General features: G+C 67.4%; 29 protein-coding genes and 1 riboswitch. Of the genes, 16 read left to right on the forward strand and 13 right to left on the reverse strand.

Annotation, left to right across the window (positions count from 1 at the left end; genetic code table 11):
- Position 1: 1 nt before the first annotated feature.
- From AB7U46_RS00785 to AB7U46_RS00805, 5 genes are read right to left on the reverse strand one after another with little or no spacing between them, the layout of a single operon-like run.
- Positions 2 to 682 carry an adenosylcobinamide amidohydrolase gene (locus AB7U46_RS00785; protein WP_428335077.1) on the reverse strand — a complete coding sequence of 227 codons (681 nt, stop codon included), beginning with the start codon at positions 680 to 682 and terminating at the stop codon, positions 2 to 4.
- 2 nt (positions 683 to 684) lie between these two features.
- Positions 685 to 1,416, reverse strand: coding sequence for an ABC transporter ATP-binding protein (locus AB7U46_RS00790; protein WP_428335018.1), 732 nt, complete (start codon positions 1,414 to 1,416; stop codon positions 685 to 687).
- On the reverse strand, positions 1,413 to 2,399 hold the full coding sequence (locus AB7U46_RS00795; RefSeq protein ID WP_428335019.1) for a FecCD family ABC transporter permease: 987 nt from the start codon (positions 2,397 to 2,399) through the stop codon (positions 1,413 to 1,415). Before AB7U46_RS00795 ends, AB7U46_RS00790 begins: the two co-directional genes overlap by 4 nt.
- Positions 2,396 to 3,229: an ABC transporter substrate-binding protein gene (locus tag AB7U46_RS00800; RefSeq protein ID WP_428335020.1), complete on the reverse strand. Its 834-nt coding sequence runs from the start codon at positions 3,227 to 3,229 to the stop codon at positions 2,396 to 2,398. The genes AB7U46_RS00795 and AB7U46_RS00800 overlap by 4 nt, the downstream gene beginning before the upstream one ends.
- Entirely contained in the window at positions 3,223 to 5,118 is a 1,896-nt protein-coding gene (locus AB7U46_RS00805) for a TonB-dependent receptor plug domain-containing protein (RefSeq protein WP_428335021.1), read from the reverse strand. The genes AB7U46_RS00800 and AB7U46_RS00805 overlap by 7 nt, the downstream gene beginning before the upstream one ends.
- Before the next feature lie 115 nt (positions 5,119 to 5,233).
- Positions 5,234 to 5,439, reverse strand: a riboswitch (cobalamin riboswitch).
- A 128-nt stretch (positions 5,440 to 5,567) separates the two neighbouring features.
- Here AB7U46_RS00805 and AB7U46_RS00810 point away from each other — a divergent pair.
- The 13 genes from AB7U46_RS00810 to AB7U46_RS00870 all read left to right on the forward strand — a co-directional run bounded on the left by AB7U46_RS00810 (position 5,568) and on the right by AB7U46_RS00870 (position 15,809).
- On the forward strand, positions 5,568 to 6,230 hold the full coding sequence (locus AB7U46_RS00810) for a CerR family C-terminal domain-containing protein (RefSeq protein WP_428335022.1): 663 nt from the start codon (positions 5,568 to 5,570) through the stop codon (positions 6,228 to 6,230).
- The gene (locus AB7U46_RS00815) at positions 6,227 to 7,174 is read left to right on the forward strand and encodes an HlyD family secretion protein (protein ID WP_428335023.1); all 948 of its coding nucleotides are present in this window, start codon (positions 6,227 to 6,229) and stop codon (positions 7,172 to 7,174) included. Before AB7U46_RS00810 ends, AB7U46_RS00815 begins: the two co-directional genes overlap by 4 nt.
- Entirely contained in the window at positions 7,171 to 8,091 is a 921-nt protein-coding gene (locus tag AB7U46_RS00820; protein WP_428335024.1) for an ATP-binding cassette domain-containing protein, read from the forward strand. Before AB7U46_RS00815 ends, AB7U46_RS00820 begins: the two co-directional genes overlap by 4 nt.
- The gene (locus tag AB7U46_RS00825; RefSeq protein WP_428335025.1) at positions 8,088 to 9,224 is read left to right on the forward strand and encodes an ABC transporter permease; all 1,137 of its coding nucleotides are present in this window, start codon (positions 8,088 to 8,090) and stop codon (positions 9,222 to 9,224) included. Before AB7U46_RS00820 ends, AB7U46_RS00825 begins: the two co-directional genes overlap by 4 nt.
- A 196-nt stretch (positions 9,225 to 9,420) precedes the next feature.
- Positions 9,421 to 10,830, forward strand: a complete 1,410-nt coding sequence (atpD, locus tag AB7U46_RS00830; protein ID WP_428335026.1) for a F0F1 ATP synthase subunit beta — start codon at positions 9,421 to 9,423, stop codon at positions 10,828 to 10,830.
- Positions 10,827 to 11,267 (forward strand): F0F1 ATP synthase subunit epsilon, encoded by a 441-nt coding sequence (locus AB7U46_RS00835; RefSeq protein WP_428335027.1) that lies wholly within the window; start codon positions 10,827 to 10,829, stop codon positions 11,265 to 11,267. The genes atpD and AB7U46_RS00835 overlap by 4 nt, the downstream gene beginning before the upstream one ends.
- Positions 11,264 to 11,557 (forward strand): AtpZ/AtpI family protein, encoded by a 294-nt coding sequence (locus AB7U46_RS00840; protein ID WP_428335028.1) that lies wholly within the window; start codon positions 11,264 to 11,266, stop codon positions 11,555 to 11,557. The genes AB7U46_RS00835 and AB7U46_RS00840 overlap by 4 nt, the downstream gene beginning before the upstream one ends.
- Positions 11,554 to 11,823, forward strand: coding sequence for an ATP synthase subunit I (locus tag AB7U46_RS00845; RefSeq protein WP_428335029.1), 270 nt, complete (start codon positions 11,554 to 11,556; stop codon positions 11,821 to 11,823). Before AB7U46_RS00840 ends, AB7U46_RS00845 begins: the two co-directional genes overlap by 4 nt.
- Positions 11,820 to 12,497 (forward strand): F0F1 ATP synthase subunit A, encoded by a 678-nt coding sequence (locus tag AB7U46_RS00850; RefSeq protein ID WP_428335030.1) that lies wholly within the window; start codon positions 11,820 to 11,822, stop codon positions 12,495 to 12,497. Before AB7U46_RS00845 ends, AB7U46_RS00850 begins: the two co-directional genes overlap by 4 nt.
- 4 nt (positions 12,498 to 12,501) lie before the next feature.
- Positions 12,502 to 12,747, forward strand: coding sequence for a F0F1 ATP synthase subunit C (locus AB7U46_RS00855; RefSeq protein ID WP_428335031.1), 246 nt, complete (start codon positions 12,502 to 12,504; stop codon positions 12,745 to 12,747).
- A gap of 1 nt (position 12,748) precedes the next feature.
- Positions 12,749 to 13,474 carry an ATPase gene (locus AB7U46_RS00860; protein WP_428335032.1) on the forward strand — a complete coding sequence of 242 codons (726 nt, stop codon included), beginning with the start codon at positions 12,749 to 12,751 and terminating at the stop codon, positions 13,472 to 13,474.
- Positions 13,471 to 14,976 carry a F0F1 ATP synthase subunit alpha gene (locus tag AB7U46_RS00865; protein WP_428335033.1) on the forward strand — a complete coding sequence of 502 codons (1,506 nt, stop codon included), beginning with the start codon at positions 13,471 to 13,473 and terminating at the stop codon, positions 14,974 to 14,976. The genes AB7U46_RS00860 and AB7U46_RS00865 overlap by 4 nt, the downstream gene beginning before the upstream one ends.
- On the forward strand, positions 14,973 to 15,809 hold the full coding sequence (locus tag AB7U46_RS00870; RefSeq protein ID WP_428335034.1) for a F0F1 ATP synthase subunit gamma: 837 nt from the start codon (positions 14,973 to 14,975) through the stop codon (positions 15,807 to 15,809). Before AB7U46_RS00865 ends, AB7U46_RS00870 begins: the two co-directional genes overlap by 4 nt.
- Positions 15,810 to 15,814: 5 nt before the next feature.
- Here the strand turns inward: AB7U46_RS00870 and AB7U46_RS00875 are convergent, their stop codons facing one another.
- Positions 15,815 to 15,988 (reverse strand): DUF1328 domain-containing protein, encoded by a 174-nt coding sequence (locus tag AB7U46_RS00875; protein WP_428335035.1) that lies wholly within the window; start codon positions 15,986 to 15,988, stop codon positions 15,815 to 15,817.
- Between the two features lie 162 nt (positions 15,989 to 16,150).
- Between AB7U46_RS00875 and AB7U46_RS00880 the strand changes: the two genes are divergently transcribed.
- Positions 16,151 to 16,345 carry a PLDc N-terminal domain-containing protein gene (locus tag AB7U46_RS00880; RefSeq protein ID WP_428335036.1) on the forward strand — a complete coding sequence of 65 codons (195 nt, stop codon included), beginning with the start codon at positions 16,151 to 16,153 and terminating at the stop codon, positions 16,343 to 16,345.
- Between the two features lie 75 nt (positions 16,346 to 16,420).
- Here AB7U46_RS00880 and AB7U46_RS00885 read toward each other — a convergent pair whose 3' ends face one another.
- From AB7U46_RS00885 to AB7U46_RS00895, 3 genes are read right to left on the reverse strand one after another with little or no spacing between them, the layout of a single operon-like run.
- Positions 16,421 to 18,199, reverse strand: a complete 1,779-nt coding sequence (locus AB7U46_RS00885; RefSeq protein ID WP_428335037.1) for a sensor histidine kinase — start codon at positions 18,197 to 18,199, stop codon at positions 16,421 to 16,423.
- Positions 18,196 to 18,765 carry an RNA polymerase sigma factor gene (locus AB7U46_RS00890; RefSeq protein WP_428335038.1) on the reverse strand — a complete coding sequence of 190 codons (570 nt, stop codon included), beginning with the start codon at positions 18,763 to 18,765 and terminating at the stop codon, positions 18,196 to 18,198. The genes AB7U46_RS00885 and AB7U46_RS00890 overlap by 4 nt, the downstream gene beginning before the upstream one ends.
- On the reverse strand, positions 18,762 to 18,920 hold the full coding sequence (locus AB7U46_RS00895) for a NepR family anti-sigma factor (protein WP_428335039.1): 159 nt from the start codon (positions 18,918 to 18,920) through the stop codon (positions 18,762 to 18,764). Before AB7U46_RS00895 ends, AB7U46_RS00890 begins: the two co-directional genes overlap by 4 nt.
- A gap of 87 nt (positions 18,921 to 19,007) precedes the next feature.
- Here AB7U46_RS00895 and AB7U46_RS00900 point away from each other — a divergent pair, with 87 nt between their 5' ends.
- On the forward strand, positions 19,008 to 19,805 hold the full coding sequence (locus AB7U46_RS00900) for a response regulator (RefSeq protein WP_428335040.1): 798 nt from the start codon (positions 19,008 to 19,010) through the stop codon (positions 19,803 to 19,805).
- A 181-nt stretch (positions 19,806 to 19,986) separates the two neighbouring features.
- A complete protein-coding gene (locus AB7U46_RS00905) occupies positions 19,987 to 20,475 on the forward strand; it encodes a hypothetical protein (protein WP_428335041.1) in 489 nt (162 codons plus the stop codon).
- A 58-nt stretch (positions 20,476 to 20,533) separates the two neighbouring features.
- Here AB7U46_RS00905 and xylA read toward each other — a convergent pair whose 3' ends face one another.
- Genes xylA through AB7U46_RS00925 form a run of 4 tightly spaced genes read right to left on the reverse strand, consistent with a single transcriptional unit; the run spans position 20,534 to position 25,315 of the window.
- Complete coding sequence (xylA, locus tag AB7U46_RS00910; RefSeq protein ID WP_428335042.1) at positions 20,534 to 21,835, reverse strand: xylose isomerase; 1,302 nt, start codon at positions 21,833 to 21,835, stop codon at positions 20,534 to 20,536.
- Positions 21,832 to 23,268: a xylulokinase gene (gene xylB / locus AB7U46_RS00915; protein WP_428335043.1), complete on the reverse strand. Its 1,437-nt coding sequence runs from the start codon at positions 23,266 to 23,268 to the stop codon at positions 21,832 to 21,834. Before xylB ends, xylA begins: the two co-directional genes overlap by 4 nt.
- The gene (locus tag AB7U46_RS00920; protein WP_428335044.1) at positions 23,268 to 24,029 is read right to left on the reverse strand and encodes an ATP-binding cassette domain-containing protein; all 762 of its coding nucleotides are present in this window, start codon (positions 24,027 to 24,029) and stop codon (positions 23,268 to 23,270) included. The genes xylB and AB7U46_RS00920 overlap by 1 nt, the downstream gene beginning before the upstream one ends.
- Positions 24,026 to 25,315, reverse strand: a complete 1,290-nt coding sequence (locus AB7U46_RS00925; protein WP_428335045.1) for a sugar ABC transporter permease — start codon at positions 25,313 to 25,315, stop codon at positions 24,026 to 24,028. The genes AB7U46_RS00920 and AB7U46_RS00925 overlap by 4 nt, the downstream gene beginning before the upstream one ends.
- Between the last annotated feature and the right edge of the window lie 19 nt (positions 25,316 to 25,334).

Raw genomic sequence — 25,334 nt, forward strand, 5'->3', positions numbered from 1 at the left:
CTCAGGGCGAGAGCCCGCCGTTGCGGGCGATCCAGTCGCTTGCGCCCTCGCGCACCGCGGCATGGACGGCGGCGCCCACTGCCTCGCCAAGTGCCGTGTGCAGGCCGGCGAAGACCTCGCGCCCGGGTGGGGCGGCCAGTGCAAGGCAATCGGTACCGGTGCCGGTGACGCGCCCGCCGGGAAGATCGAGCCCGGCCTCCATCACCGCGGCGGTGCGCGCCTGCGCCGCGATCGTCAACGCTTCGATCTGCGCGACCCGGCTCAGCCCCCAGCGCGGGCCGGGGCCCGCAACCTGCACGGCAATGTTGATCGTGCCGTAGCCGGGGGTATCCTCCGGCACGGCGCGGAAATGGCGTTGCCCGACCCGCTCGGCATTGCCGAGCCCGACCGTTGCCAGCGCGGCGGCGCGGATCCCCTCGACCTCGCGCTCGATGCGGACGAAGCGGCGGATGTCATGCGAGGTCAGCATCGTCACCGCGTCGGAAAGTCCGCGTTCGGCGAGCGTCCCGGCGATCCAGCGCCGCACGTCGAGCTCGGGCGTGAGATCGGCGTTGCGCACCTCGCGCCAGACGATGCGGCGGGTGGTGACGAAGCCCGCGCGCCAGGGCGCAAAGCTCAGCACCCGCTGCGGGCCGCCGAGATCGGCGACGAGCCAGGGCTGCGCGAGGTCGGGGGCGAGCAGCGTCAAACGATGCCTCCGAGCGGCTGCACCACGAGCCCGTCGGCGGTTTCGAGTGCGAAGGCGCGGATGCCGAAGACCTCGGCGAGGAGTTCCGGGGTCAGCACCGCGCGGGGCGTGCCGTCGGCGACGATGCGTCCGCGCGAGAGCACCACGAGGCGCGAGCAATGCCGCGCCGCAAGGCCGAGGTCGTGCAGCGAGGTGACCACCGCGCGCCCCTCGACCGCGAGGCTTTCGAAGACGCGCATGCAGGCGATCTGATGCGCAGGGTCGAGCCCGGCGGTCGGCTCGTCGGCAAGCAAAAGCGGCGTGTCCTGCGCGAGCGCGCGCGCAATCAGCACGCGGGCCTGCTCGCCGCCGGAAAGCGCCGTGGCCGGGCGCGCGGCGAAACGCGCGACATCCATCCGCGCCATTGCCGCAGCGACCTGCGGCGCGGCCTCGTCGCCGTTTTGCGCGAGCGCGACGAGATGCGCGACGCTGACGCCCCAGGCGATCTCGCGCGATTGCGGCAGCCAGGCGGCGGCGCGTGCGCGCGCGGCGGGCGGCAGCGCGGCGAGCGAGCTGTGCCCCGTGGCCGGGATCAGCCCGAGCGCGGCGCGCAAAAGCGTCGATTTGCCGGCGCCATTCGGCCCGATCAGCCCGACGCATTCCCCCGGCGCGACGTTGAGCGTGGCGTTTTCAAGAACGGTTTGCGTGCCGCGGCGAACGGTGAGGGCGTCGATCTCGAGAAGCGTCATGGTTGCCCCCGCAGGCGCCAGATCAGGTGCAGGAAGACCGGCGCGCCGATTAGCGCCATGACGACGCCGAGCTTGAGGTCGCGGTCGGGCAGGATCAGCCGCACCGCGACATCGGCGGCAAGCACCAGCGCCGCGCCACCGAGCGCCGAGGCGGGCAAAAGCCGCGCCGGGCGTGCCCCGACTGCGCGGCGCAGCAGATGCGGCACCACGAGGCCGACGAAGCCCACCGATCCGGCCACCGCCGTCGCCGCGCCGACCGCCGCCGCGACGCCGCCCACCACCTGCAGCCGCAGCCGCGGCAGGCTTACCCCCATCGAGGCGGCCGCGTCCTCGCCGAGCGTCAGCGCCTCGAGCCCACGGCCGGTGCGGGAAAGCACGAGCCAGCCGAGCGCCATCACCGGCGCCGCCATCACGACATGGGTGAAGGAGCGATCGGCGAGCGAGCCCATCATCCAGAACACGATCTCGTTGGCGGCAAAGGGGTTCGGCGCGAGATTGAGCACAAGCGCGGTGAGCGCCGAGGCAAGCGCCGAGAGCGCGATGCCCGCGAGGATCAGCCCGAGCGTGCCGCCGCCGGTTCCCGCCAGCAGCAGGATCAGCGCGACGCCCAGCGCCGCGCCGAGCAGCGCCGCGGCGGGCAGGGCAAGGGTGAAAAGCGCGGCAAAGCCGGTCTGGATCGCGATCACCGCGCCGAGCGCGGCGGAGGCGGAAACGCCGATCACCCCGGGCTCCGCCATCGGGTTGCGCAGCAGCCCCTGCAGCGCGGCGCCCGAAAGCCCAAGGCTCGCCCCCACCATCGCGCCAAGGAGCGCGCGCGGCAGGCGGATCTCGCGCATCACCAGCGGCAGCGGCCCCTCGCCGCCGAAGACCAGGGCGCGCAGGCTGGTGATCGGGTCGACATTTGCGACACCGGTGAGCAGCGAGGCGAAGAATAGCGCCAGCACGAGCAGCGCCAGCAAGGCCAGAAGGCGCGGATAGCTCATGGTTTCGCCTCGATCGCGTGGCGCTGCGCCGTCAGCCGCTCGATCGCGCCGACCACCGAGGGCAGGCCGCAGACCCAGTCGCGATCCTGCATCACCGCGTGATCGCCCTCGAGCGCGAGGAAGGCGGGATGATGCAGCACCTCCTCGGCGCGGGCGGGGCCGGGGTAGTCCTGACCCGAAATCACCAGATCCGGGTCGGACATCACCAGCGCCTCGAGCGGCAGGATGCCGCCATAGGGCAGGCCGAAGCGCTGCGCGAGATTGTCGAAACCGGCGCGCGCGATGATCGCGCCCGAAAGGCTGCGATCGCCGGTGGTATAGCCGTTCACCGCATAGGTCGCGGCGGTCGGGCGCTGCCCCGGCGGCGGTTCGAGCGCGGCCAGCGCGCTGTCGAAGCGCTGGGCAAGCGCCAGCGCCGCGCTTTCGCGGCCAAGCACCTCGCCCATGCGCAGGATATTCGCGCGCACATCGTCGAGCGATTCCCCGGGGCCGAATTCGACCACAGGCACGCCGAGACGACGCAGCATCGAAACCGTCACCCGCGCGGTATATTGCCCGGCGAGCACGAGATCGGGATGCAGCAGATAGACTTCCTCGGCGCGCCCGCCGTTGGACTGATAGGCCTTCGCCGCCTCCGCCATCACCGAGGCGCTCGGATCGGTGGCGAATTCGGTGACCGAGACGAGCTGCCCCGGCGCGGCCAGCATCATCGCAAGCTGATCGGTGCAGAGATTGATCGAAACCACGCGCCCGGGTGCCTCGGCCAAGGCCGGGACACCGAGGCCGCCCGCCAGAAGGCAGGCGGCAAGCAGGGCGCGCGGGCTTACCACCGCGTGTTCACCCCGACATAGAGGGTCCGACGCTGGCCGTAATAGCCCCAGGCCTCGGAATATTTTTCGTCGAAGAGGTTCACGACGCGGCCGGTGATCTCGACGTTGTCGGTCACCGCATAGCGCGCCGAGAGGTTCACCGTGGTGAATTCGGGCAGTTCCTTGGTGGCGTAGCTACCGAACCATTGCTGATCGTAGCTGCCCTGGACATAGCGTAGATCGGCGCTGACCGAGCCGCGCCCGCCGAAAGTGTCCGCCGTCGCCTGCAGGCCGAGCTCATTGCGCGGGCGGCGGGTGAGGGTGCTGCCGTTCGGGCCATGGGCGTCGGTGTAGGTGTAGCTCGCCTTCAGGTTCAGCCAGTCGTTCGCCTGCCATGCACCGCTCAGCTCGACCCCCTTGCGGGTGCTGGTGCCGGGCAGGTTGACCGAGGTGCTGCCGGCGGAGCTGATCATGTCCTTCACGTCGGCCTGGAACAGGGTCAGCCCGAGCGTGCCGCGCCCCTGGGCGAGGTCGTAATCGGCGCCGAGCTCGTAGCTCAGGCTGCGTTCGGGTTTCAGGTTCGGGTTGCCGGAATAGACGCCGGGGGTATAGCCGAACTGCTCGTACATCGTCGGGTAGACCGTGGCCTTGCCGACCGAGCCACGCAGCCGCCAGGCCGCCCCCGGCGCACGCCAGGCGGCCGAGAGGTTCCAGGAGGTCGGATCCTGGAAGACGTCGATCACGTCGTGGCGGATGCCCGCCTGCAGGTCGAGCCCGTTGTCGAAATGGCCCTGATAGTCGAGCGCGATCGAGCGGGTGTTGCGCGAGTCCTTGCCGCTCGACCAGGCGTCGGTGACGTCGAAGGTCTCGCGCTCGGCGCCGAGCTGGAGGTTCAGCTTCTGATTGGCTGTGCGCGCGTCACTGCCGTCGAGCGCGATGCTCGCGGTATATTTGAACGTGCGGCGGGTGGAGCCGTAGTCGGAATTGCCCCACGCCGGGCTGCGGTAGAAGGTGTCCTGATTGCTGCCCGAGATCTCGAACCGGTTCAGCAGCCGCCCGCCCAGCGCATCCGCCTCGAGCCAGAGCGAGCCATAGGTCTCGTCGCGGCTGGCGCTGTCGCCCGCGTTGACGAGGTAATCCTCGGGCCGCGTCGCCGCGCCGTTGGTGCTGAAATAGCTGTAGTCCTGCCAGATCCGGCGCAGGGTGAAGCCGGTCTTCACCGTGTCGCTGATCGCGTAATCGCCGTTGAGCGAGGCGGTATCGACGTCATTGTGCTGGATGTCGCCCTTGACCGAACCGTCGTTGTCGTTGTCGCGCCGGTTGTCGAGCGCGAAGGAAAGCTGGCCGCGCGCGAAGCGCTGGCGCAGGTAGACATTCGCGTCATGGCTGTCGTTGCCGCCGAACTCGAAGCCGCCGCCATAGGAGGTGCCCTCCTTCTCGGCGCGCTTGGTGGTGATCGCGATCACGCCGGCCATCGCCGAGGTGCCGTAAAGCACCGATTGCGGGCCGCGCAGCACTTCGATGCTTTCGATGTCGGCGACGGTGAGCCCGCCGAAGGAATAGGAGCCGTTCGTCGTTCCGTTCGCCTCGACGCCGTCGATCAGCACCTTGGTGTGGTTCGCCTCGCCGCCGCGGATATAGACGGCGGCGGCGGTGCCACCGGTGGCCGCGACCGAGACGCCGGGCAGGGCGCGCAGGGCGTTCTGCACCGTGGTGATGCCGCGCTCTTCGATGTCGCGGGCGGTGACGATGCTGTAGGCGCGGGTGAAATCACTGGTCGCAATGCCGGTGAGGCCGCCCCAGACGACGATCTCGTCGAGGCTGGTCGTGTCCTGCGCGAGCGTGGCGACAGGAACGGACAGGATTGCTGCGGTGAGCAGCAGGTGGCGCAGGGCGCGGGTGGATCGCATGGTTCACTCCCCTTCGCGGGCGGGGCCCGCATGACAAACAGGCCCGGGAGGAACTCCGCGGACCGAGACTGTCACCACTGCGGTTGACGCCGCTTCCTCGCGCCCCTCGCGCGCGGAAAGGGTGATCGTCCGAGCAGGTCTCCTGGCTCGCGGGTCTTTGCTTGGCCGGCCTTCCCGGGCTGTGCCCAGTGGCATCGTCGGCGTCGCTCACCGCTTACAGTTGCGGGGGCAGCCACGGCTTCGGCAGCTCCGGCGGAGCGGTCGTTCCGTGTTCCCTTTCAATCCGACCCTGAGGCCGGAACTCGAACGCTCCGGTGAAAGATCAAATCGGCCTGTGAGTCAAGCCCGCTGCGCCGCGGCACGCCTGCCGGGTGCCAGGCTGTGACTTTGCCGCGCGCCTCCGCAGCCTCACCCATTGATTTAATCAATCGTTTGATTATACTGCCGCCATGAGCGAACGACTCCCAGACCAGATCAAGCCTGCCGAGGGCACCGCGCGCGCGCTGATCGAGGCGGCGATCGAGATCTTCGGCAATGCCGGCTATGCCGCCGCCTCCACCCGCGAGATCGCCGCGAAGGCGGGGACCAATGTCGCCTCGATCGCCTATCATTTCGGCGGCAAGGAGGGGCTGCGCCTCGCCTGCGCGCGGGAATTCGCGGCGCGGATGCAGAGTGTGGTGATGGCAATGCCCGCCGAGGATCCGCCCACACCCGAAGCGGCGCACATCGCGATCCGGGCGCTTGTCTCCCATGTCGCGCCGCAGATGATCGGCAATCCGCAGATGCGGGCGATGATTTCCTTCGTGCTGCGCGAGGTGGCGGAGAACGGCCCGGGCGCGCAGGTGATCTACGACATCCTGATCCATCCGATGCACCGCCGCTTTTGCCGGCTCTGGGGTATCGCGACCGGACAGGCGCCGGAAAGCGCGGCGGTGCGGCTCACCGTCTTCACCGCGATCGGACAGATCCTTTATTTCCGCATCGGCGCGCCGATCGTGAGCCGCCGGATGGGCTGGGAGGCGATCGGGCCCGAGGAGGTCGCACAGATCACCGAAGTGCTGTTGCGCAATATCGAGGCGGTCCTCGCCGTGACGAAAGGAGAGGAAGGATGATCCTCTGTTCCCTGCCGCTGATCGCCTCGCTGCTGCCGGCCTGTGCCGCGCCTGCGCCGCTCGCCACCGGCTATGTCGAGGGGGATTACGTTCTGATCGCCCCGGTAAGTACCGCGCAGATCGACGAAACGCTGGTCACCCGCGGGGAGCGGGTGAAGGCGGGGCAGCTGCTCTCGCAACTCGAGAAGCGCGATGCGCAGATCGCGGTGGATCAGGCACGGGCGGCGGTGATGCAGGCCGAAAGCCAGCTCGAGAACCTGCGCGAGGGCAAGCGGCCGGAGGAGATCCGGGTGATCGAGGCGACGCTCGCCTCGGCGAAGGCGCAGCTTGCGGAATACGAGCGCAACTCCGCGCGCACCGAGGCGCTGGCCGCGAAGGGCACGGCGACGGTGGCGCAGCGCGAGGATGCGCAGACTGCGGTTTCGGTGGCGAAGGCGAATGTCGCCGAGATCGAGGCCAATCTGGTGGTGGCGAAGCTGCCCGCGCGCGCGGCCGAGATCGCCGCGGCGGAGGCGGCGGTGCATGCCGGGCAATCCGATCTCGACAAGGCGCAATGGGTGCTCGACGAACGCAGCCTGAGCGCCCCGGCGGCGGGGGTGATCTCCGACATCATCCGCCTGCCGGGCGAGATCGCAGGCCCCTCGGCGCCGGTGCTCTCGATGCTGCCAGACGATGCGGTGAAGCTGCGGCTATACGTCCCCGAGCGCGATCTGGCGCGGATCGCGGCGGGCACGATGCTTTCGGTGCATTGCGACGGCTGCGCGGGCGATCTGCGCGCCGAGGTGACCTATATCGCCGATGGCCCCGAATTCACCCCGCCGGTGATCTATTCGCTGCAGAACCGCCAGAAGCTTGTCTATCTGATCGAGGCGAAGCCGGCGCCGGGATCGGGGCTGAAACCGGGGCAGATCGTCGATGTCGATCTCGCCGGTAGCGGGAAATGAGCGCAGAGCCCGCCATCACCGTCACCGATCTCGTCAAGCGCTTCGGCGACAAGACGGTGGTCGACCATGTCTCGCTTGCGGTGCAACGCGGCGAGATCGTCGGCTTTCTCGGGCCGAACGGATCGGGCAAGACGACGACGATCCGGATGATGTGCGGGCTGCTCACCCCCGACGGGGGCGACGGGCGCGTGCTTGGCCATGACATCCTCACCGATCAGCGCGCGATCAAGCGCGAGGTCGGCTACATGACGCAGCGCTTCTCCTTCTATGAGGATCTCACGATCGAGGAGAACCTCGCCTTCGTCGCCGGGATCTACGGGCTTGGGAAACAGGCGGTGCGCGACACGCTCGCCGATCTTGGCCTCACCTCGCGGCGCGGCCAGCTTGCCGGCGCGCTCTCGGGTGGCTGGAAGCAGCGCCTGGCGCTCGCCGCCTGTATCATGCATCGGCCGGCGCTCCTGATGCTCGACGAACCCACCGCCGGCGTCGACCCGAAGGCGCGCCGCGATTTCTGGGACGAGATCCATCAGCGCGCTTCCGAGGGGCTCACCGTGCTCGTCTCGACCCATTACATGGACGAGGCCGAGCGTTGCCACCGGATCAACTACATCTCCTATGGACGGCTGATCGCGCAGGGCACGGTGGCGGAGGTGATCCGGGATGCCGCGCTGACGACCGTGGTGCTCGAAGGGGCGCAGATCGCGCAGGCACAGAGACTGTTGCAGGGCGCCGAGGGGGTCGATCAGGTGGCGGCCTATGGCAATACGCTGCATGTGATCGGGCGCGACGGCACCGCCCTGCGGCGCGCGGCGGAGGCGGTTGCCGCGCAGACCGGCTGCGCGCTGGAACCGGCCGAGACCAGCCTCGAGGATGTCTTCATCCAGCTCATGGGCGCATCGCAGGACAACATGCAATGAACCGGATCCTCTCGCCGCGCCGTCTCTTCACGATCATCCGCAAGGAATCGATCCAGATGCGGCGCGACCGCGTCACCTTCGCGATGATGCTCGGCGTGCCCTTGATGCTGCTGATGCTCTTCGGTTTCGCGATCAACAACGATCCGAAGGGCCTGCCCGCCGCGCTCGTCGCCCCGGTCGAGGATCGCTACACCCGCGCCATCGTCTCGGCGCTCGAACTTACCGGCTATTACCGCTTCGCCTATCCGCACGCCTCCGCCGATCAGGCCGAGGCGCTGATCGCGCGCGGCGAGGTGAGCTTCGTCGTCACCGTGCCCTCCGATTTCGGCAAGCGGGTGGCGCGCGGCGATCATCCGCAGATCCTGATCGAGGCGGACGCGACCGATCCGGCGGTGGCCTCGGGGGCGATCGGCACGCTCGGCACCGTCGCGGCGCAGGCGCTTTTGCGCGAGACCGGCAGCGAGGCGGCGGCGGCGCAGGCTGCGGCAAGCCAGCTCGATGTCGTCGTGCACAAGCGCTACAACCCCGAGGGGATCACGCAATACAATATCGTGCCCGGGCTTTTGGGCGTGATCCTGCAGATGACGATGGTGATGATGACGGCGATCGCGCTCACGCGCGAGAGCGAACGGGGCACGATGGAGAACCTGCTCTCGATGCCGGTGACGCCGCTCGAGGTGATGCTGGGCAAGGTGCTGCCCTTCTTCGTCGTGGGCGCGGTGCAGGTGCTGGTGGTGCTGGTTGCGGCGCGCACGATCTTTGGCGTGCCCTTCGTCGGCAATCTGGTGCTGCTGCTGGCCGGGGTGTTCATCTTCGTGATGGCGCTCGTCAATCTCGGCTATGTCTTCTCGACGCTCGCGCGCACGCAGATGCAGGCGATGCAGCTGACCTTCTTTTTCTTCCTGCCCTCGATCCTGCTGTCGGGTTTCATGTTCCCCTTCCGCGGCATGCCGGTCTGGGCGCAATGGGTGGGCGAGGCGCTGCCGCTCACCCATTTCCTGCGGATGATCCGGGCGGTGATGCTCAAGGGCGCCGATCTCGCCGCAGTGGCGCAGCCGATCGCCGCGCTGCTCGGCTTTGCGATTTTCTTCGCGCTTCTCGCACTCAGCCGCTTCCGCCAGACCCTCGACTGAGCGCGGCTTTGCGGCGCCCTTCGCCCGCGGCCTGACTCCGCGGAATTCATCCAGTGCGTGCATCGTGATATGCATGCGGGCGAATTTCGGCGTAAATTCAAGGCGAATCATTCCGTTGCAGCGATAGTGACCGGGAAAGCCGCGTGAAACCGATGTCAGAAAACCCCCTCCGCACCGCCCTTTCGGAGCCGCTCACATGAGCGGCGTGGCGCGGGTGGTGGCGGTGCGCGGGCCGGTGCTCGACCTTCGGGTCGAGGGCGATCTGCCCGCGATCAACGATGTCTTCGAGGTGTCCGGCCCCACGGGCAAGGTGATCTGCGAGGTGCAGGCACATCTCGACGCGAGCCATGTGCGGGGCATCGCGCTGCAGGCGACGCAGGGGATCGCGCGCGGCGCCGAGGTGCTTCTGACGGGCGGGCCCCTGCGGGTGCCGGTGGGGGAGGCGGTGCTCGGCCGGCTGATGAACGTGCTTGGCCAGACCGGCGACAACGGCCCGGCGCTGCCCGCCGATGCGCCGACGAGCCCGATCCACCGCTCCGCGCCTTCGCTCGCCTCGCAGACGGCGCAGACGAAGGTGTTCTCGACCGGGATCAAGGTGCTCGACCTGCTCGCGCCGCTTGCCCAGGGCGGCAAGTCGGCGATGTTCGGCGGCGCCGGCGTCGGCAAGACGGTGCTGGTGATGGAGCTGATCCGGGCGATGGTCTCGGGCTATGACGGCATTTCGGTTTTTGCCGGCGTGGGCGAGCGTTCGCGCGAGGGGCATGAGATGCTGGGCGAGATGCGGGATTCCGGCGTGCTCGACCAGACCGTTCTCGTCTATGGGCAGATGAACGAACCGCCGGGCGCGCGCTGGCGCGTGCCGCTCACCGCGCTCAGCATCGCGGAGCATTTCCGCGACGAGGAGGCGAAAAACGTCCTTCTGCTGATCGACAACGTCTTCCGCTTCGTGCAGGCGGGATCGGAGGTTTCGGGGCTGCTCGGCCGGATGCCCTCGCGCGTCGGCTATCAGCCGACGCTGGAGACGGAAGTGGCCGATCTGCAGGAGCGGATCGCCTCGGTCGGCAAGGCTTCGGTCACCGCGATCGAGGCGGTCTATGTGCCCGCCGACGATTTCACCGACCCGGCCGTCGCCGCGATCTCGGCCCATGTCGACAGCACCGTGGTGCTTTCGCGGCAGCTGGCCTCGGAGGGGATCTACCCCGCGATCGACCCGATCTCGACGACCTCGGTGCTGCTCGACCCCGCCGTGGTGGGCGAGGAGCACGCCCGCATCGCCGGGCAGCTGCGCGAGGTGATCGAGCATTACCAGGAATTGCGCGACGTGATCGCGCTCCTCGGCGTCGAGGAGCTGGGCCGCGAGGAGCGCCTCCTCGTCGGGCGTGCGCGGCGGTTGCAGCGCTTTCTCACCCAGCCTTTCTTCGTCGCCTCCGCCTATACCGGGATGGAGGGGCGCTCGGTGCCGATCGCCGAGACGCTTTCCGGCTGCAAGGCGATCCTTGCCGGCGAATGCGACGATTGGGACGAGGGCTCGCTCTACATGATCGGCACGCTCGAGGAGGCCCGCGCCAAGGAAACGGCGCGCAAGGCCGCGGGGAAGGCGGCATGAGCGCGCTGCATCTGATCGTGACGACGCCGCTCGACCTCGTGCTCGATGTGGCCGATGTCGCCTCGCTGCGGGCGGAGGACGAGAGCGGCGGTTTCGGCGTGCTGCCGGGCCATGCCGACCTGCTCACTGTGCTGCGCCCCTCGGTGCTGCGCTGGCGGCGGGAGGATGGTGTCTGGCATTATGTCGCGCTGCGCGGCGGGGTGCTGACGGTGCAGGGCGAAATGGTGCGCGTGGCCTGCCGCGAGGCGGTCACCGGCGACGATCTCGCCGGGCTCGACAAGCTTGCGCAGGAGACATTCGCCGCGAAGGAGGATGCCGCGCGCCGGGCGCGGGGGGAGCAGATGCGGCTCCATACCGCCGCGATCCGCACGCTGATGCAGCGCCTCGGCCAGGCGCCGGGGCATGACTTCGAGGCGGTCGCGGAGGCGCTGCAATGATCGGGCGCGACGACAGGGATGCGGAAGATCCGAAGCTCGTCACCGCCGTGCGCGAGGCACGCGACCGTGCCGAGGCCGGGCGGCGTGACCCGGAGCCCTCGCTTGCGAAGCGTTTCGGCCAGATCGGGGTGCTCGGCTGGATCATCGTGCTGCCGACGCTTGCGGGCGTCGCGCTCGGCGGCTGGGTCGACGGGGCGCTCGGCTCGGGCATCACCGTCACCGCGGCGCTCACCATGCTCGGCGCGGCGCTGGGCCTCTGGCTCGCCTTCCGCTGGATGCATGCGCAATGATCGGGGCAGGGCAAATCGCGCTTGCGGCGCTCGGGCTTGTGGCGGGAACGGGCGCCGGATGGCTGCATTTCCGCTCGCTCAGGGTCGTTTCGGAGAAACTGATGCGCGGCGAATTCTCGGCAATTGCGCTGCAATTGGCGCGGTTCGCCGGGCTTGGCGCTTTGCTGGTTCTGGCTGCGCTGGGCGGTGGGCCGGTGCTGATCGCCACCGCGATCGGCGTGATGATCGGGCGGCATCTCGTCCTCAGACGGGCGGAGGCGAAATGATCGACAGCCCTCTCACCGGCAAGACGGCCTTCCTGCTTGGTCCGCTCCCCGTCGATCAGGCGGTGGTGACGACCTGGGGTATCATGGCGGTGCTCGGCCTCGGGTCGTTTCTGCTCACGCGCAGGCTCTCGCTCACCCCGGGCAAGGTGCAATCGGTGCTCGAGCTGATCGTCGGCACGATCGACGCGCAGATCACATCGACGATTCCGGGCGAGCCGGCGCGGTTCCGCCCGCTGATCGGCATGCTCGCGATCTACATCCTCACCGCGAACTGGTCCTCGCTGATCCCCGGGGTCGAACCACCCACCGCGCGGCTCGAGACCGACGCGGCGCTCGCGCTGATCGTCTTCGTCGCGACGATCGGCTACGGGCTGCGCGCGCAGGGTCTGGGCGGTTACCTCGCGAGTTTCGCGAAACCGACCTGGGTGATGATCCCGCTCAACCTCGTCGAGCAGGTGACGCGGTCGTTCTCGCTGATGGTGCGTCTGTTCGGCAATGTGATGAGCGGCGTCTTCGTGATCGGCATCGTGCTGAGCCTCGCTGGTCTTCTGGTGCCGATCCCGCTGATGGCGCTCGACCTGCTCACCGGCGCCGTGCAAGCCTATATTTTCGCGATCCTCGCGCTTGTCTTCATCGCCTCGGCGGTCGAGGGCGAGGGCGGAGCAAAGGAGTAAGACCATGGACTATATCCAGATTGCCTCGATCCTCGGCGCGGCGATCGCCGTCTCCTTCGGGGCGCTTGGCCCGGGGCTTGGCGAAGGGCGCGCCGTCGCCGCCGCGATGGATGCGATCGCGCGTCAGCCAGAGGCCGCGGGCACGATTTCGCGCACGCTCTTCGTCGGCCTCGCGATGATCGAGACGATGGCGATCTATTGTCTCGTGATCGCGCTGCTGCTCCTTTTCGCCAATCCGTTCGTCCATTGAAATGAGCTTCGACTGGGTCACATTCGGGTTCCAGCTCGTCAACGTCCTCGTTCTGCTGGCGATCCTGAACCATTTCCTGTTCCGCCCGGTGGCCGCGATCATCGCGAAACGGCAGGCGGAAACGGCGGCGGCGCTGACGCGGGCCGAGGCGGCGCGTGGCGAGGCGGAGGCGGCGGAGAAAGCCGCCGAGGAAGCCAAGGCCGCGACGGAGGCCGCGCGCCACGACGTGCTCGCCAAGGCAAAGGAGGAGGCCGAGGCGCAGCGCAGGGTGCTGGTCGATGCGGCGCGGGCCGAGGCGGCGAAGCTTGCCGAGGAGGCAAAGGGACAGGCGCAATCAGTGGTGAGTGCGGCGCAGGCGCAGACCCTGATGCGCGCGCGAGATCTGGGCGAAACCATTGCGCGCCGCGCGCTCGCCGAATTGCCCGATCCGCCCGATGCCGCGGGCTATGCCGCGCGTCTGAAACAGGTGATCGCGGCGATGGCGGAGGATCAGCGTCAGGCGCTGCTTTCGGGGGCGGGGCTGCGGCTGATCGCGCCGAAACCACTCGCTGACACCGAGCGCAAGGCGGTGTTTTCGACCCTGTCCCTGCCTGAAACCGCGATCGAGCTGGATCCCACGCTGATCGCCGGGCTTGAGATGCGCTCAGACACCGGCCTCGTGCATAACTCGCTCGCGCATGATCTCGACCGGATTGCGCAGGCGCTGAAGACGGAGGCGGGGGCATGAGCGACAGCGATCTCGACACGCTGAAGGCGCGCGTCGCGGGGGCCACGCTTGGCCCCGAGGCCGAGGAAATCGGCACCGTCACCCATATCGCCGACGGGCTCGCCGATGTCGCCGGCCTGCCCGATGCGGAACTCGGCGAGATCCTGACCTTCGCCAGTGGTGCCCGCGGCTTCGTGCTCAGCCTTGCGGTCGACAGCGTGCAGACCGCGTTCCTCGACAGCATGGAGGGGGTCGAGGCCGGCTCGATCGTGCGCCGCACCGGGCAGCTGCTTTCGGTGCCGGTGGGCAAAGGGTTGCTCGGTCGCGTGGTCGATCCGCTCGGCCGCCCGCTCGACGGGCTCGGCCCGATCACGCCCGAGGCGATCTATGAGACCGAGCGCCCCGCCCCCGAGATCATCGAACGCGATTACGTCGCCGAACCGGTCGAGACCGGTCTCCTCGTCGTCGACGCGCTTTTCGCGGTGGGCCGCGGGCAGCGCGAGCTGATCATCGGCGAGCGGCAGACCGGCAAGACCTCGATCGCCGTCGATGCGATCGTGAACCAGAAGCGGAGCGACATCATCTCGGTCTATGTCGCGATCGGTCAGCGCACCACCGCCGTGCGCCGGGTGATTGAGGCGGTGCGCGCCAAGGGCGCCTTCGAACGCACGATCTTCGTCGTCGCCCCCGCGACGGCCGAGCCCGGGCTGCGCTGGCTAGCGCCCTTTGCCGCGACCTCGATGGCGGAATATGTGCGCGACACCGGCGGTCATGCGCTGATCGTCTATGACGACCTGACGAAACATGCTGCGGTGCATCGTGAACTCGCACTGCTTTCGCGGCAGCCGCCGGGGCGCGAGGCCTATCCGGGCGATATTTTCTACCTGCATTCGCGGCTGCTCGAACGTTCGGCGAAACTGTCGAAGGCGAAGGGATCGGGTTCGCTCACCGCGCTGCCGATCGCCGAGATCGAGGCGGGGAACCTCTCGGCCTATATTCCGACCAACCTGATCTCGATCGCGGACGGGCAGATCGTGACCTCCGCCGCGCTGTTCGCCGGCAATCAGCGGCCGGCGGTCGACATCGGCCTCTCGGTGAGCCGGGTCGGCGGCAAGGCGCAATGGGGGGCGCTGAAGGCGGTTTCGGGGCGGATCAGGCTCGATTACGCGCAATATCTCGAGATGAAGATGTTCTCGCGCTTCGGCGGTTTCGGTGACGCGGCGATGAAGGCGCGGCTTGCGCGGGGCGAGCGGATCGGCGCGCTGTTGAACCAGCCGCGGTTCGAGCCGCTCTCGACGCCGGCGCAGGTTGCGTTGCTGGCTGCGCTCGATGCCGGGCTGCTCGACGCCGTGGCGATTGCGGATCTGGCGGCGCTGAAAGCCGCGCTCGAACCGCTGATCGCGGCGGAGCCGAAGCTTGCCGATTTCCGCGCGATGCCGGCGAAGCTCGACGATGACACGCGCGCGGCGCTGATCGCCTGTGCCCGCAGTGCGATCGCCAGGATCCAGGGCAGCACGCCGTGACCCGGCCGGAGGACATCCGCGATCGGATGACCAATGTGCGCCAGATCGGCAGCATCATCTCGACGCTGCGCGCGATCGCGGCGGCGCATCAGAACGAGGCGAAGGGGCATTTGGCGGCGATCCGCGCGCAGGAGGAGGCGGTGGCCGAGGCGCTGGGCGCGGCGTTGCGCCTCGGCGGGGCGATGCCCACGGCGGACCCGGTGGCGCAGGCGATCACCCTGGTGATCGGGGCCGCGCAGGGGTTTTCGGGATCCTTCGGCGAGCGCATGGCGGAGGCGGCCCAGGGCGCCGCGGCGCGGGGCGATACGCTGATCGTGGTCGGCAGCCGCACGATCGGGGCGCTCGAGGACCAAGGCGTGACGCTTGCCGTGCGCGAGGAGATGGCGCCGCATGCGCCCGAGGTGCCACAGCTTGCGATCCGGCTTTCCGACGCGCTGTTCGCCGAGCTTGCGAAACGGCCCGGGGCGGCGGTGCGGATGATCTATGCCGACCCCGAGAACATTGCCGCCGGGCCGATCCTGCGCAGCCTTTTTCCGCTGGATCAGAGCCGTTTTTCGACGAAACCGCGGGTTGCGCCGCTGACCACGCTTTCGCCGGCGGGGCTTACCGCGGCGCTGATCGAGGAATATGTCTTCACCGAAATCTGCGAGGGGCTGATGCTTGGCTTTGCAGCGGAAAACGCCGCCCGTGCCGAGGCGATGGCCCGGGCACAGACGGCGGTGAAGCAGATCTCCGGAGACCTGAAGCAGGAGTTCCAGCGGGCGCGGCAGGAGCAGATGACCACCGAGATCATCGAGCTTGCGAGCGCCGCAGAGGTCTCCGGCGAAGTCTGAGGGGATCAGAGCGGCGACTTGCCGCGCAGCGCGCGCATCAGCATCGACAGCACGAAGAGCGCGAGGAAGATCACGAAGAGAACCTGCGCGATCCCCGAGGCCGTGCCCGCGATTCCGCCGAAGCCAAGCGCCGCGGCGACGAGCGCGATGATCAGGAAGGTAAGCGACCAGCCAAGCATGGGGGACTCCTTTCGTTGACCCGGTGGCAGAGGCCGGACCTCTCGTCCGACGGGAAATCAACGCGGGGGGCGGGACGGGGTTCCCGGGATTATTTCCGGGGTCGGAGGGAACCGGATGTCCCCGCGCGCGTTGATTGCATGTAACGCCGAAGGAGGGCGATCATGGTTGCGATGAGCATGTTTCATCTGTCGGGTTTCGGGGGGCTTCTGCTCCTGATTCTCGATCTCTGGGCGCTGGTCTCGATCCTGAACTCCGCGCGCGACACCGGCACCAAGGTGCTTTGGGTGTTGCTCGTCCTCCTGCTGCCGCTGCTCGGCTTCCTGCTCTGGCTGATCGCCGGCCCCCGCTCGCGCTGACCCTTCTCTTTTTCATCGAAGAGTGACTGCCCCCGCCCCAAGGCGGGGGCCTTTTCCTGCCGTAACAGTCTCTGATCAGCCCTCTTCGGACGGCTCTTCGGGCGCGGAGCGACGCTCCTCCGCCTCGGCGAGGGGGCGCAGCGCGAAATCGACGGTCAGCAGATATTCCCCCGGCACCTGCGCAATCGCGAGCTTGCCGCCGAGCTGCTGCACGAAAGCCTGAAGCAGCTGCGTTCCAAGCCCGGTGCCCTCGCCCGTCTCCTCCGCCGATGTCTCGGGCGCATGGGTGGCCATGGAATTGCTAACCGAGAGCTGCGCCGCGGTGGGGCCTGTCGCGCGGATCGCGATCGCGAGCTGCGGCGGGCCACTGTCGGCCGAGGCATATTTCATCGCGTTCGTCATCGCCTCGGTCAGCAGAAGCGCGAGCGGCACCGCCTGATCCGGAGTGAGGTGGATGTCGTCGACATGGCTGTCGACTGCGATCCGCCGCCCCGGGCCCGTGGCGATGCGGGTGATCTCGCGCACGATCTCGGGGATCAGCTCGTTGGCGCGGATGTCGGTGAGGCCCGAGGTCTGATAAAGGCCGCGGTGGATCGTCGCGAGGCTGATCACGCGCTCCTGCAGGTTGCGCATCAGGCCGCGGGCCTCGGGTGTGCGGGCCTTGCGCTGCTGCATGTTGATGATCGAGGCGATCAGCTGGAGATTGTTCTTCACCCGGTGATGCACCTCGCGCAGCAGCACCTCCTTGTGGTGGATCTCATCTTCGAGCTTGGCCTCGTCATGCAGGATGGTGCCGGTCATACGCTCGAAACTCTCGGCAAGATCGCGGATCTCGCGCGGGGCATCGGCGAAGTCGAGCTCGGTCACATGCCGGCTGCCGGAGGCGAAACTCGTCAGCGCGCGCGAAAGTCGCTTGATATGCCCGATCACCAGTTTCTGCGTCGCGAAATAGGCGACGAAAAGCGAGGCGATCCACATCAGGGAGGGGAAGAGCAGCGGCGGGATCTGGGAAAAGGGGCCGAAGGCGACGACATCGCGCGCGGGCCAGCTGCCAAGCGCGTAAAGCTGATCGGGGACCAGCTCCACGACGGAATAGACCCTTTTCCGCCCCAGGTTCGAGACCGCGGTGAAAGCGGCCGATCTGGTCCCTGCAAGGGCCTTGAGCGCGCGATCCACCGGCAGCCGGTCCTTCGCCGTCTCCATCCCCTCGGAAGAGGTGAGGATATTGCCGTCACCGTCGAAGGTGAGGATGACGAGGGGCTCCTCCTCCTCCGGGCCTTCGCCATCCTCCGCCGCGGCGAGTTCCTTGTGCGGGAGCGAAAGCGAGATCAACCCGACCCTGACCCCCTGCGCATCCCGCACAGGATAGGAGATGCCGAGGATCGAGGTGTGGGAAACGGGGCCCGCGGGATTGACGATGAAACTCGGCGCGTCGGTCTCGGCGATGCGTTCGAAAAGCGGGTTGCCCGAGAAATCATAGACTGTTCCGGTCGAGGAGCACTCCATCCGCCCCGAAAGCGGAATGAAGGCAGCGAGCGAAAGATGCGGATCGGCCTTGGCGACCTTGCGCATATAGGCGCGACAGGTGGCGGTGTTGTCGAGCGCCGGCACGATGGTCTCGGCGATCAGGCGGGCCTCGGACTGCGCCTGCTGGATCAGCCGCGTCTCGCCCGCGACGGCACGCATCGTCTCGCCCATCAGGGCGGCTTCGGAGCGGGCATGAGCCTCGCGCAGCATCGAGAGCGATTGCAGCATCGCGATCAGGAGGAGCGGCAGCAAGGCCATCGCAAGCAGGATCGCGAGCCGCACGCCGAGCCGGTCGAACAGCCGTTTCCGAATGCGCCCACGGCTCATGCGGCGGCGTTCCCCGCGCCGGCGATCACCGCAAGCGATTGCGCATCGGCCTCGCAGAGGATGTCCTCGCCCGCCTCGAGGCCGAGCAGCTCGGCCAGACGCGCCCGCGCCCGGTTCGCGCGGCTTTTCACCGTGCCCACGGCGACGCCCATCATCTCGGCGGCCTCCTCATAGGCAAAGCCCGAGGCACCGACGAGGATCAGCACTTCGCGATGTTCGGGCGAAAGCTGATCGAAGGCGCGCAGGAAGTCGTTCATCGCGAGGCGCCCGTCATGCGCCGGCCGCTCGCAGAGCGTGGCGGCATGGATGCCGTCGGGGTCGGGCAGCTCGCGCTTGTGCTTGCGCCGCTCGGAATAGAAGCTGTTGCGCAGGATCGTGAAGAGCCAGGCGCGCAGGTTCGTTCCGGGCTGGAACTTGTCGATATGGGTCCAGGCTTTGACGATCGTGTCCTGCACGAGATCGTCGGCGGCGGCGGAATTGCGGGTGAGCGAGATCGCGAAGGCGCGCAGCGCCGGCAGGTGATCGGGGATCTCGTCGCGCGGGTTGGCGGCGGAGGGTCCGGTCATTCGGAACCCCCCTTCGCCCGCAGTTGTTCCAGCAGCAGCTTGAACCGATCGGGAACATCCTCCTTGAGCGTCTCTTCATAGACGCGGCGGAGGTTCTCGTTGATCTGGTCCTTCACGCTGGACCTGCTCTTGTCGTCCGACATTTCTTCATACATCTTGGCTGCGATCCTACGCATCTTGCATGGAACCAAACCCCCGCAACAGCGTTTGGTTCCCGCAAGACCGAAAAAAAGGGGAGCTTCATGTCCACCGATCTCGCCGAGGCCATCGGCCCCAACCTTCCCTACCTGCGCCGCTATGCGCGGGCGCTGACCGGCAACCAGGATAGCGGCGATCGCTATGCCGCCGCGACGCTCGAGGCGATCCTGGCCGAGCCGGCGATCTTCGGCGAGGGGGCCGATCCGAAGGTGAGCCTGTTTCGGGCGTTTCACGTCGTCTGGGCCTCGGCCGGGGCGCCGCTCGATGCCGCCGACAGCCGGCTTGGCGCGCGGGCGCAGGCGCATATGGCGCGGCTCACGCCGAACACGCGCGAGGCACTGCTGCTGCACGCGATCGAGGGTTTCCGCGTCGAGGAGATCGGCGAGATCATGCGGGTGCCGACCGACGAGGCCGTGGAGCTGATCGACATCGCGCTGCGCGAGATGGAAAAAACGGTGCTCGGGCGGGTGATGATCATCGAGGACGAGGCGATCATCGCGATGGATATCCGCGCGATCGTCGAGGAGATGGGCCATGGCGTGACCGGCATCGCCCGCACCCGCGCCGAGGCGGTGGCACTTGCCGCGCGCGAAAAGCCCGACCTGATCCTCGCCGATATCCAGCTGGCGGACAATTCCTCGGGCATCGACGCGGTGAACGACATCCTCGCGCAATTCGACGAATTGCCGGTGGTCTTCATCACCGCCTTCCCCGAGCGTCTGCTGACGGGCAAGCGGCCCGAACCCGCCTTCCTCATCACCAAGCCCTATACCGAAAGCCAGGTGCAATCGGCGGTGAGCCAGGCGATGTTCTTCTCCTCGACCGAGACGCTGACGGCCTGAGCGCCCTTGTGATCACAGCTTTCGCGCCCTGGCTCCGGCCGGGGCGTTTTCGTTTCTAACTGGCGGTTTTTCGCTGAAATAGAGACTTATTTCGGGTTTTCGGAACCTTTCCGGCGGCAGGTCGTTGTCCTGTCACACCGGCGGTAAACCCGCCAGGATCCGCCAGAGAAGGAAGACCGACATGAAAACCCTCGTTGTTCTGACGACCTCCGCGCTTGTTCTTGCGAGCGGTGCGATGGCGGCGGAAACGCCGATTCAGGAAGTCGATGTCCAGACCGATCTCACCGCGATCGAGAACCCCGCCGCCGCGCGGCATTTTGCCAGCCTCGGCAGCGATCTTCAGGCCGATATCCTTGCGCGGCTCGACCCCGCGCGCCTGACGACCGAGGGCGGTTCGAAGATCGATGTGAAGATCGACGCGCTCGAGCTCGCCAGCACCTGGGCGAATGTGCACGACATCTCGCAGTCGAAGCTGACCGGTACGGTGAGCATCATCTCGGAGACGGACAATTCGAAATTCGACAATTACACGCTCACCGTCGCCTATCCCGAGGTGATCGCGATCCTGCCGCCGGGCACCGATGTCGCCGCGCTCACCGCGGACAGCAAGCTTTACTACGACGCGATGATCGACACTTTCGCGGAGCATGTGGTCGATCACCTGAAGTGATCGCGTGCCGAGAAACGCAAAAGGCCCCGGGCGTTCCCGGGGCCTTTTCATTGGTGGATCAGACGAAGCGATTCCAGAGGTTTTCGAGCCGCTCTTGGCGCCCGGATTTCGGCTGCGGGTTGATATCTTCCGCCCGCACCCGTGCCTCGATCGTGGCGAGATCGGAGGTCAGCATCGCCTTGTTCTCGGGTTTGTCCCAACCGGCGTAACGCGCCTTGCGATTCGCCTCGAGCCCGCCATCCGCGAGCAGCGCCGCGGCGGATTTGAGCGCACGGGCGCAGACATCCATCGCGCCGACATGGGCGAGGATCAGATCCTCGGGGTCGAGCGACTGACGCCGGATCTTCGCGTCGAAATTGGTGCCGCCATTGGCGAAACCACCCACGCGGAGGATCTCGTAATAGGCGCGCGCCATCTCGGGCACGGAATCGGGGAATTGATCGGTGTCCCAGCCCGACTGGTAGTCGTTGCGGTTCATGTCGATCGAGCCGAAGATGCCGAGGCTCGTCGCAAGGGCGATCTCGTGCTCGAAGCTGTGCCCGGCGAGGATCGCGTGGCCCTGCTCGATGTTCACCTTCACCTCATTCTCGAGGCCGAAGCGTCGCAAGAAGCCATAAACGGTGGCGACGTCGTAGTCATATTGATGCTTCGACGGTTCCTGCGGCTTCGGTTCGATCAGGATCGTGCCCCTGAAGCCGATCTTGTGCTTGTAGTCGACGACCATGCTGAGGAAGCGCCCGGCCTGTTCCGCCTCGCGCCCGAGATCGGTGTTGAGCAGCGTCTCATAGCCCTCGCGCCCGCCCCAGAGGACGTAATTCTGCCCGCCGAGTTTCAGCGTCGCGTCCATGCAGGTCTTCACCGTGGCCGCCGACCAGGCGAAAACCTCCGGGTCGGGGTTGGTCGCCGCGCCCGACATGAAGCGACGGTTCGAGAAGAGGTTCGCCGTGCCCCAAAGCAGTTTCGTCTTCGATCCCTGCATCTTCTCGCCGATGTAATCGACGATTTCCTCGAGGTTGCGGGTGTTTTCTGCGAAATCGCGCCCCTCGGGGCGGATGTCGGCGTCATGGAAGCAGAAGAAGGGCGCTTGCAGGATGTCGAACATCTCGAAGGCGACATCGGCCTTCATCTTGGCGAGCGCGATCGTGTCGCCGAACCAGGGGCGCTCGAAGGTCTGCCCGCCGAAAGGATCGCCGCCGGGCCAGGCGAAGCTGTGCCACCAGGCGACGGCAAAGCGCAGATGCTCGGCCATCGGTTTGCCCAGCACGATCTCCTCCGCGTCGTAGTGGCGGAAGGCGAATTCATTCGTGCTGTCGGACCCCTCGTAGCGGATCTGCGGGATGCCTTTGAAGAAGTCGGTCATGTCAGTCCCCGGATTGCGGCCTGCGCCGCGCGGTAGCGGGCATGGCCTTCGTCGAATGCCGATGAAAGGACCGAAACAGGCTCTATCACGGCAGAAATGGTGGGTTGCGTGACGATCTCGGCGCCCGCGCCGGTGGCGGCCATCAGCGCGAGGCGGGCGGCGCCGAAGGCCCCGCCGAAGTCGCCCGCGATGGGGAGCGAGACCGGCGTGCCGAGTGCAGTCGCGATCGCCTCGAGCCAGTAGCGCGAGCGGGAACCGCCGCCGACGGCGAGCAGGCTCTCGATCCGCGTGCCGGTGGCGGCGAGCGCATCGCGGCAGTCGCGGATTGCGAAGGTGACCCCTTCGAGCACGGCGCGGGTGGCGGCCTCGCGATCGGTTGCATGTTCGAGGCCGATGAAGGCGCCACGGACCGCGGCATCGTTCAGCGGCGTGCGCTCGCCGCCGAGATAGGGCAGGAATCGGGTCTTTCCCGGCGCTTTCAGGGGGCCAAGATCCGCGGCCAGCTCCGCGGCGGAAGTGCCCGCGAGACGCGCGAACCAGTTCAGCGCATCGGTCGCGGCGAGGATCACCCCCATCTGGTGCCAGGTGCCGGGTAGCGCATGGCAGAAAGTATGCACCGCCGTCGCCGGATCGGGCTGATAGCCGTCATTCGCGGCGAAGAGCACGCCCGAGGTGCCGAGGCTGACGAAGGCCTGACCAGCCCGGACCACGCCGACGCCGATACCCGAGGCGGCGTTGTCACCCCCGCCGCCGGCGATGACCACACGCTTCGGCAGGCCGAAGCGCTGGGCCAATTCCGGCCGTAACAGAGCCGAAACCTCCGATCCCTCGACGAGGCGCGGCATCTGTTCGCGGCGCATGCCGCTTGCGGAGAGCAGTTCCTCCGACCAGTCGCGTTTCGCGGTGTCGAGCCAGCTCGTCCCCGCCGCATCGGACATTTCCGCGACATGCTCGCCGGTGAGCCAGAGGCGCAGATAGTCCTTGGGCAGGAGCACCTTTGCTGTGCGTGCGAAAATCTGGGGCTCGTGTCGCGCGACCCAGAGCAGCTTGGGCGCGGTGAAACCGGGAAAGACGATATTGCCCGAGATCGCGCGAAACCGCGGATCGGCGTCGAGCTCGGCGGCCTCGGCTGCCGCGCGCGTGTCGTTCCACAGAATGCAGGGCCGCAGCACGTCATCGGCGGCGTCGAGCAGGGTCGCCCCGTGCATCTGCCCGGAAAGGCCGATGCCGCGCAGCGCGCCGAGGCCAAAACCGGCAAGCTCGCCCAGCACCTTCTCCGCCGCGCGGATCCAGTCTGCCGGAGCCTGCTCCGACCAGCCGTCATGCGGGCGCGATACGGTGAGCGGCGCCACCGCCTCGGCCAGGACCGTCTGGGCATCGTCGATCAGGACGCCCTTGAGCCCCGAGGTGCCCAGATCGAGCCCGAGATACATCAGCAGGCCACCCCTTCGGGCTTCTTGCCGAGAATGATCATTCCGAGGATGTCCTCGTCGGTGACCTCGTTCACGTTCACGGTGCCGACGAGCTGACCGTTCTTCATTACCGAGGCCCGATCGCAAAGCCGCATCACGTTGTGGATGTCATGCTCGATCAGGAAGATGCCGAGGCCCTGGGCCTTCAGCTCCTCGATCAGCTCGGCGACCATCTGGGTCTCGTGCGGGCCGAGCGCGGCGGTCGGCTCGTCCATGATCAGGATTTTCGCGTTGAAGTAGACCGCCCGCGCGATCGCCACCGATTGCCGCTGACCACCGGACAGCGCCTTCACCGGCTCCTTGAACTTGCGGAAGTTGGGGTTGAGACGGCCCATGATCTTGCGCGTCTCCGCCTCCATCTGCGCGTCGTCGACGAAACCGAGGGGGCTGACCAGTTCGCGCCCGAGAAAGAGGTTCGAGGAGGCGTCGAGATTGTCGGCGAGCGCCAGCGTCTGATAGATCGTTTCGATGTTGAACTTGCGGGCGTCGCGCGGATTGCGGATCTCGGCCTTGGTGCCGTTGATGAAGATCTCGCCCGAGTCCATCTGATAGGCGCCCGAGAGGCATTTGATCAGCGTCGACTTGCCGGCGCCATTGTGGCCGAGCAGGCCGACGACTTCGCCCGGGTAAAGGTCGATGGTGACGTGATCGACGGCCTTGATGCCCCCGAAAGCGATCGAGATGTCGCGCAGCTCGACCAGAGGAGTGCCCCGTTCGCTCATTCCTTCGCTCCCGTGCGTTTGCGATACTGGATGTCGATCCAGACGGCGAGGACGAGCACGCCGCCCACGACGATGTTCTGGAACGGCGCATCGACGCCGACCATCGCCATGCCCGATTGCAGCGATTGCATGATGATCGCGCCGAGAACCGCGCCGTAGATCGTGCCGACGCCACCGGCGAGGGCAGTGCCGCCGATCACCGCCGCGGCGATCACGCGCAGCTCGTCGAGCGTGCCGATGTCATTGGTGTGATTGGCCAGACGCGCCTGCGCCACCATCGCCGAGATCGCGCAAAGCACCCCCATCAGGGTGAAGATCTTCACCGTGAGCATGCGCGTGTTGATGCCGGAAAGCTCGGCCGCATCGGGGTTGCCGCCCGCGGCGAAGATATAGCGGCCAAAGCGCGTGCGCTGGGCGACGACGGTCATGATCACGCCGATCACAAGGAGCAGCACGACCGAGATCGGCAGGCCGTAATAATCGGTATAGCCCTCGGGCATCACCTCGCCGCGGGCGGCGAATTCGCGCTGAAGCCGGCCGATCGGCACCGCGTAGCTGTTCAGGATCGCGACGAAACCCATGATCGCGACGAAGGCGGTGACCATCAGCACGCCCTCGGCCCAGAGCGGTTTCACCGGGAATTCATGCTGGATCTTGTTCATCCGCGCGCGCCAGAGCGCCCAGAGCACCGCAATCGCAAAGATCAGCCCGAGCCCCCAGGAGATCGTGGCGCCCACCGTGCCCTCGACGCCGCCGAGCAGCAGGAAATGCCGATCGAGCGGGCCCTGGGTCTGGCCATCGGTCAGATACCAGCCGACGTTGCGCCAGATCAGCAGCCCGCCAAGCGTGACGATGAAGGCCGGAATGCGCTGATAGCCGATGAGCCAACCGTTCAGCGCCCCGATCAGCGCCCCGGTGACGAGGCCGGCGACGATGGTGACCGGCATGATCCAGAAGCTGCCGAGGCCGAGATAGTCGGGCAGGTAGCGCACCTGCAGCACGCCCATCACCGAGGAGCACATCGCCAGCACGGCGCCGACCGAAAGGTCGATGTGGCGCATCACGATGACGAAGACCATCCCCGTCGCCATGATCGCCACCGAGACGGTCTGGATCGACAGGTTGAAGATGTTGCGCGCGGTGAGGAAGCGCCCGTCGGTGAAGAAATTGAAGATCAGGCAGATCGCGAGGAAAGCGCCGATCATGCCCAGAAGCCGCGTGTCGATCTCGAGCGCCTGAAGGAGCGGCCGCTTCTTGCCGGCTTCCGCTGTGACGGTGTTGCTCATGGGAATTTCCGAATTGGGG

It is taken from the genome of Paenirhodobacter sp., assembly GCF_050177655.1.
Classification (GTDB): Bacteria; Pseudomonadota; Alphaproteobacteria; order Rhodobacterales; family Rhodobacteraceae; genus Rhodobacter.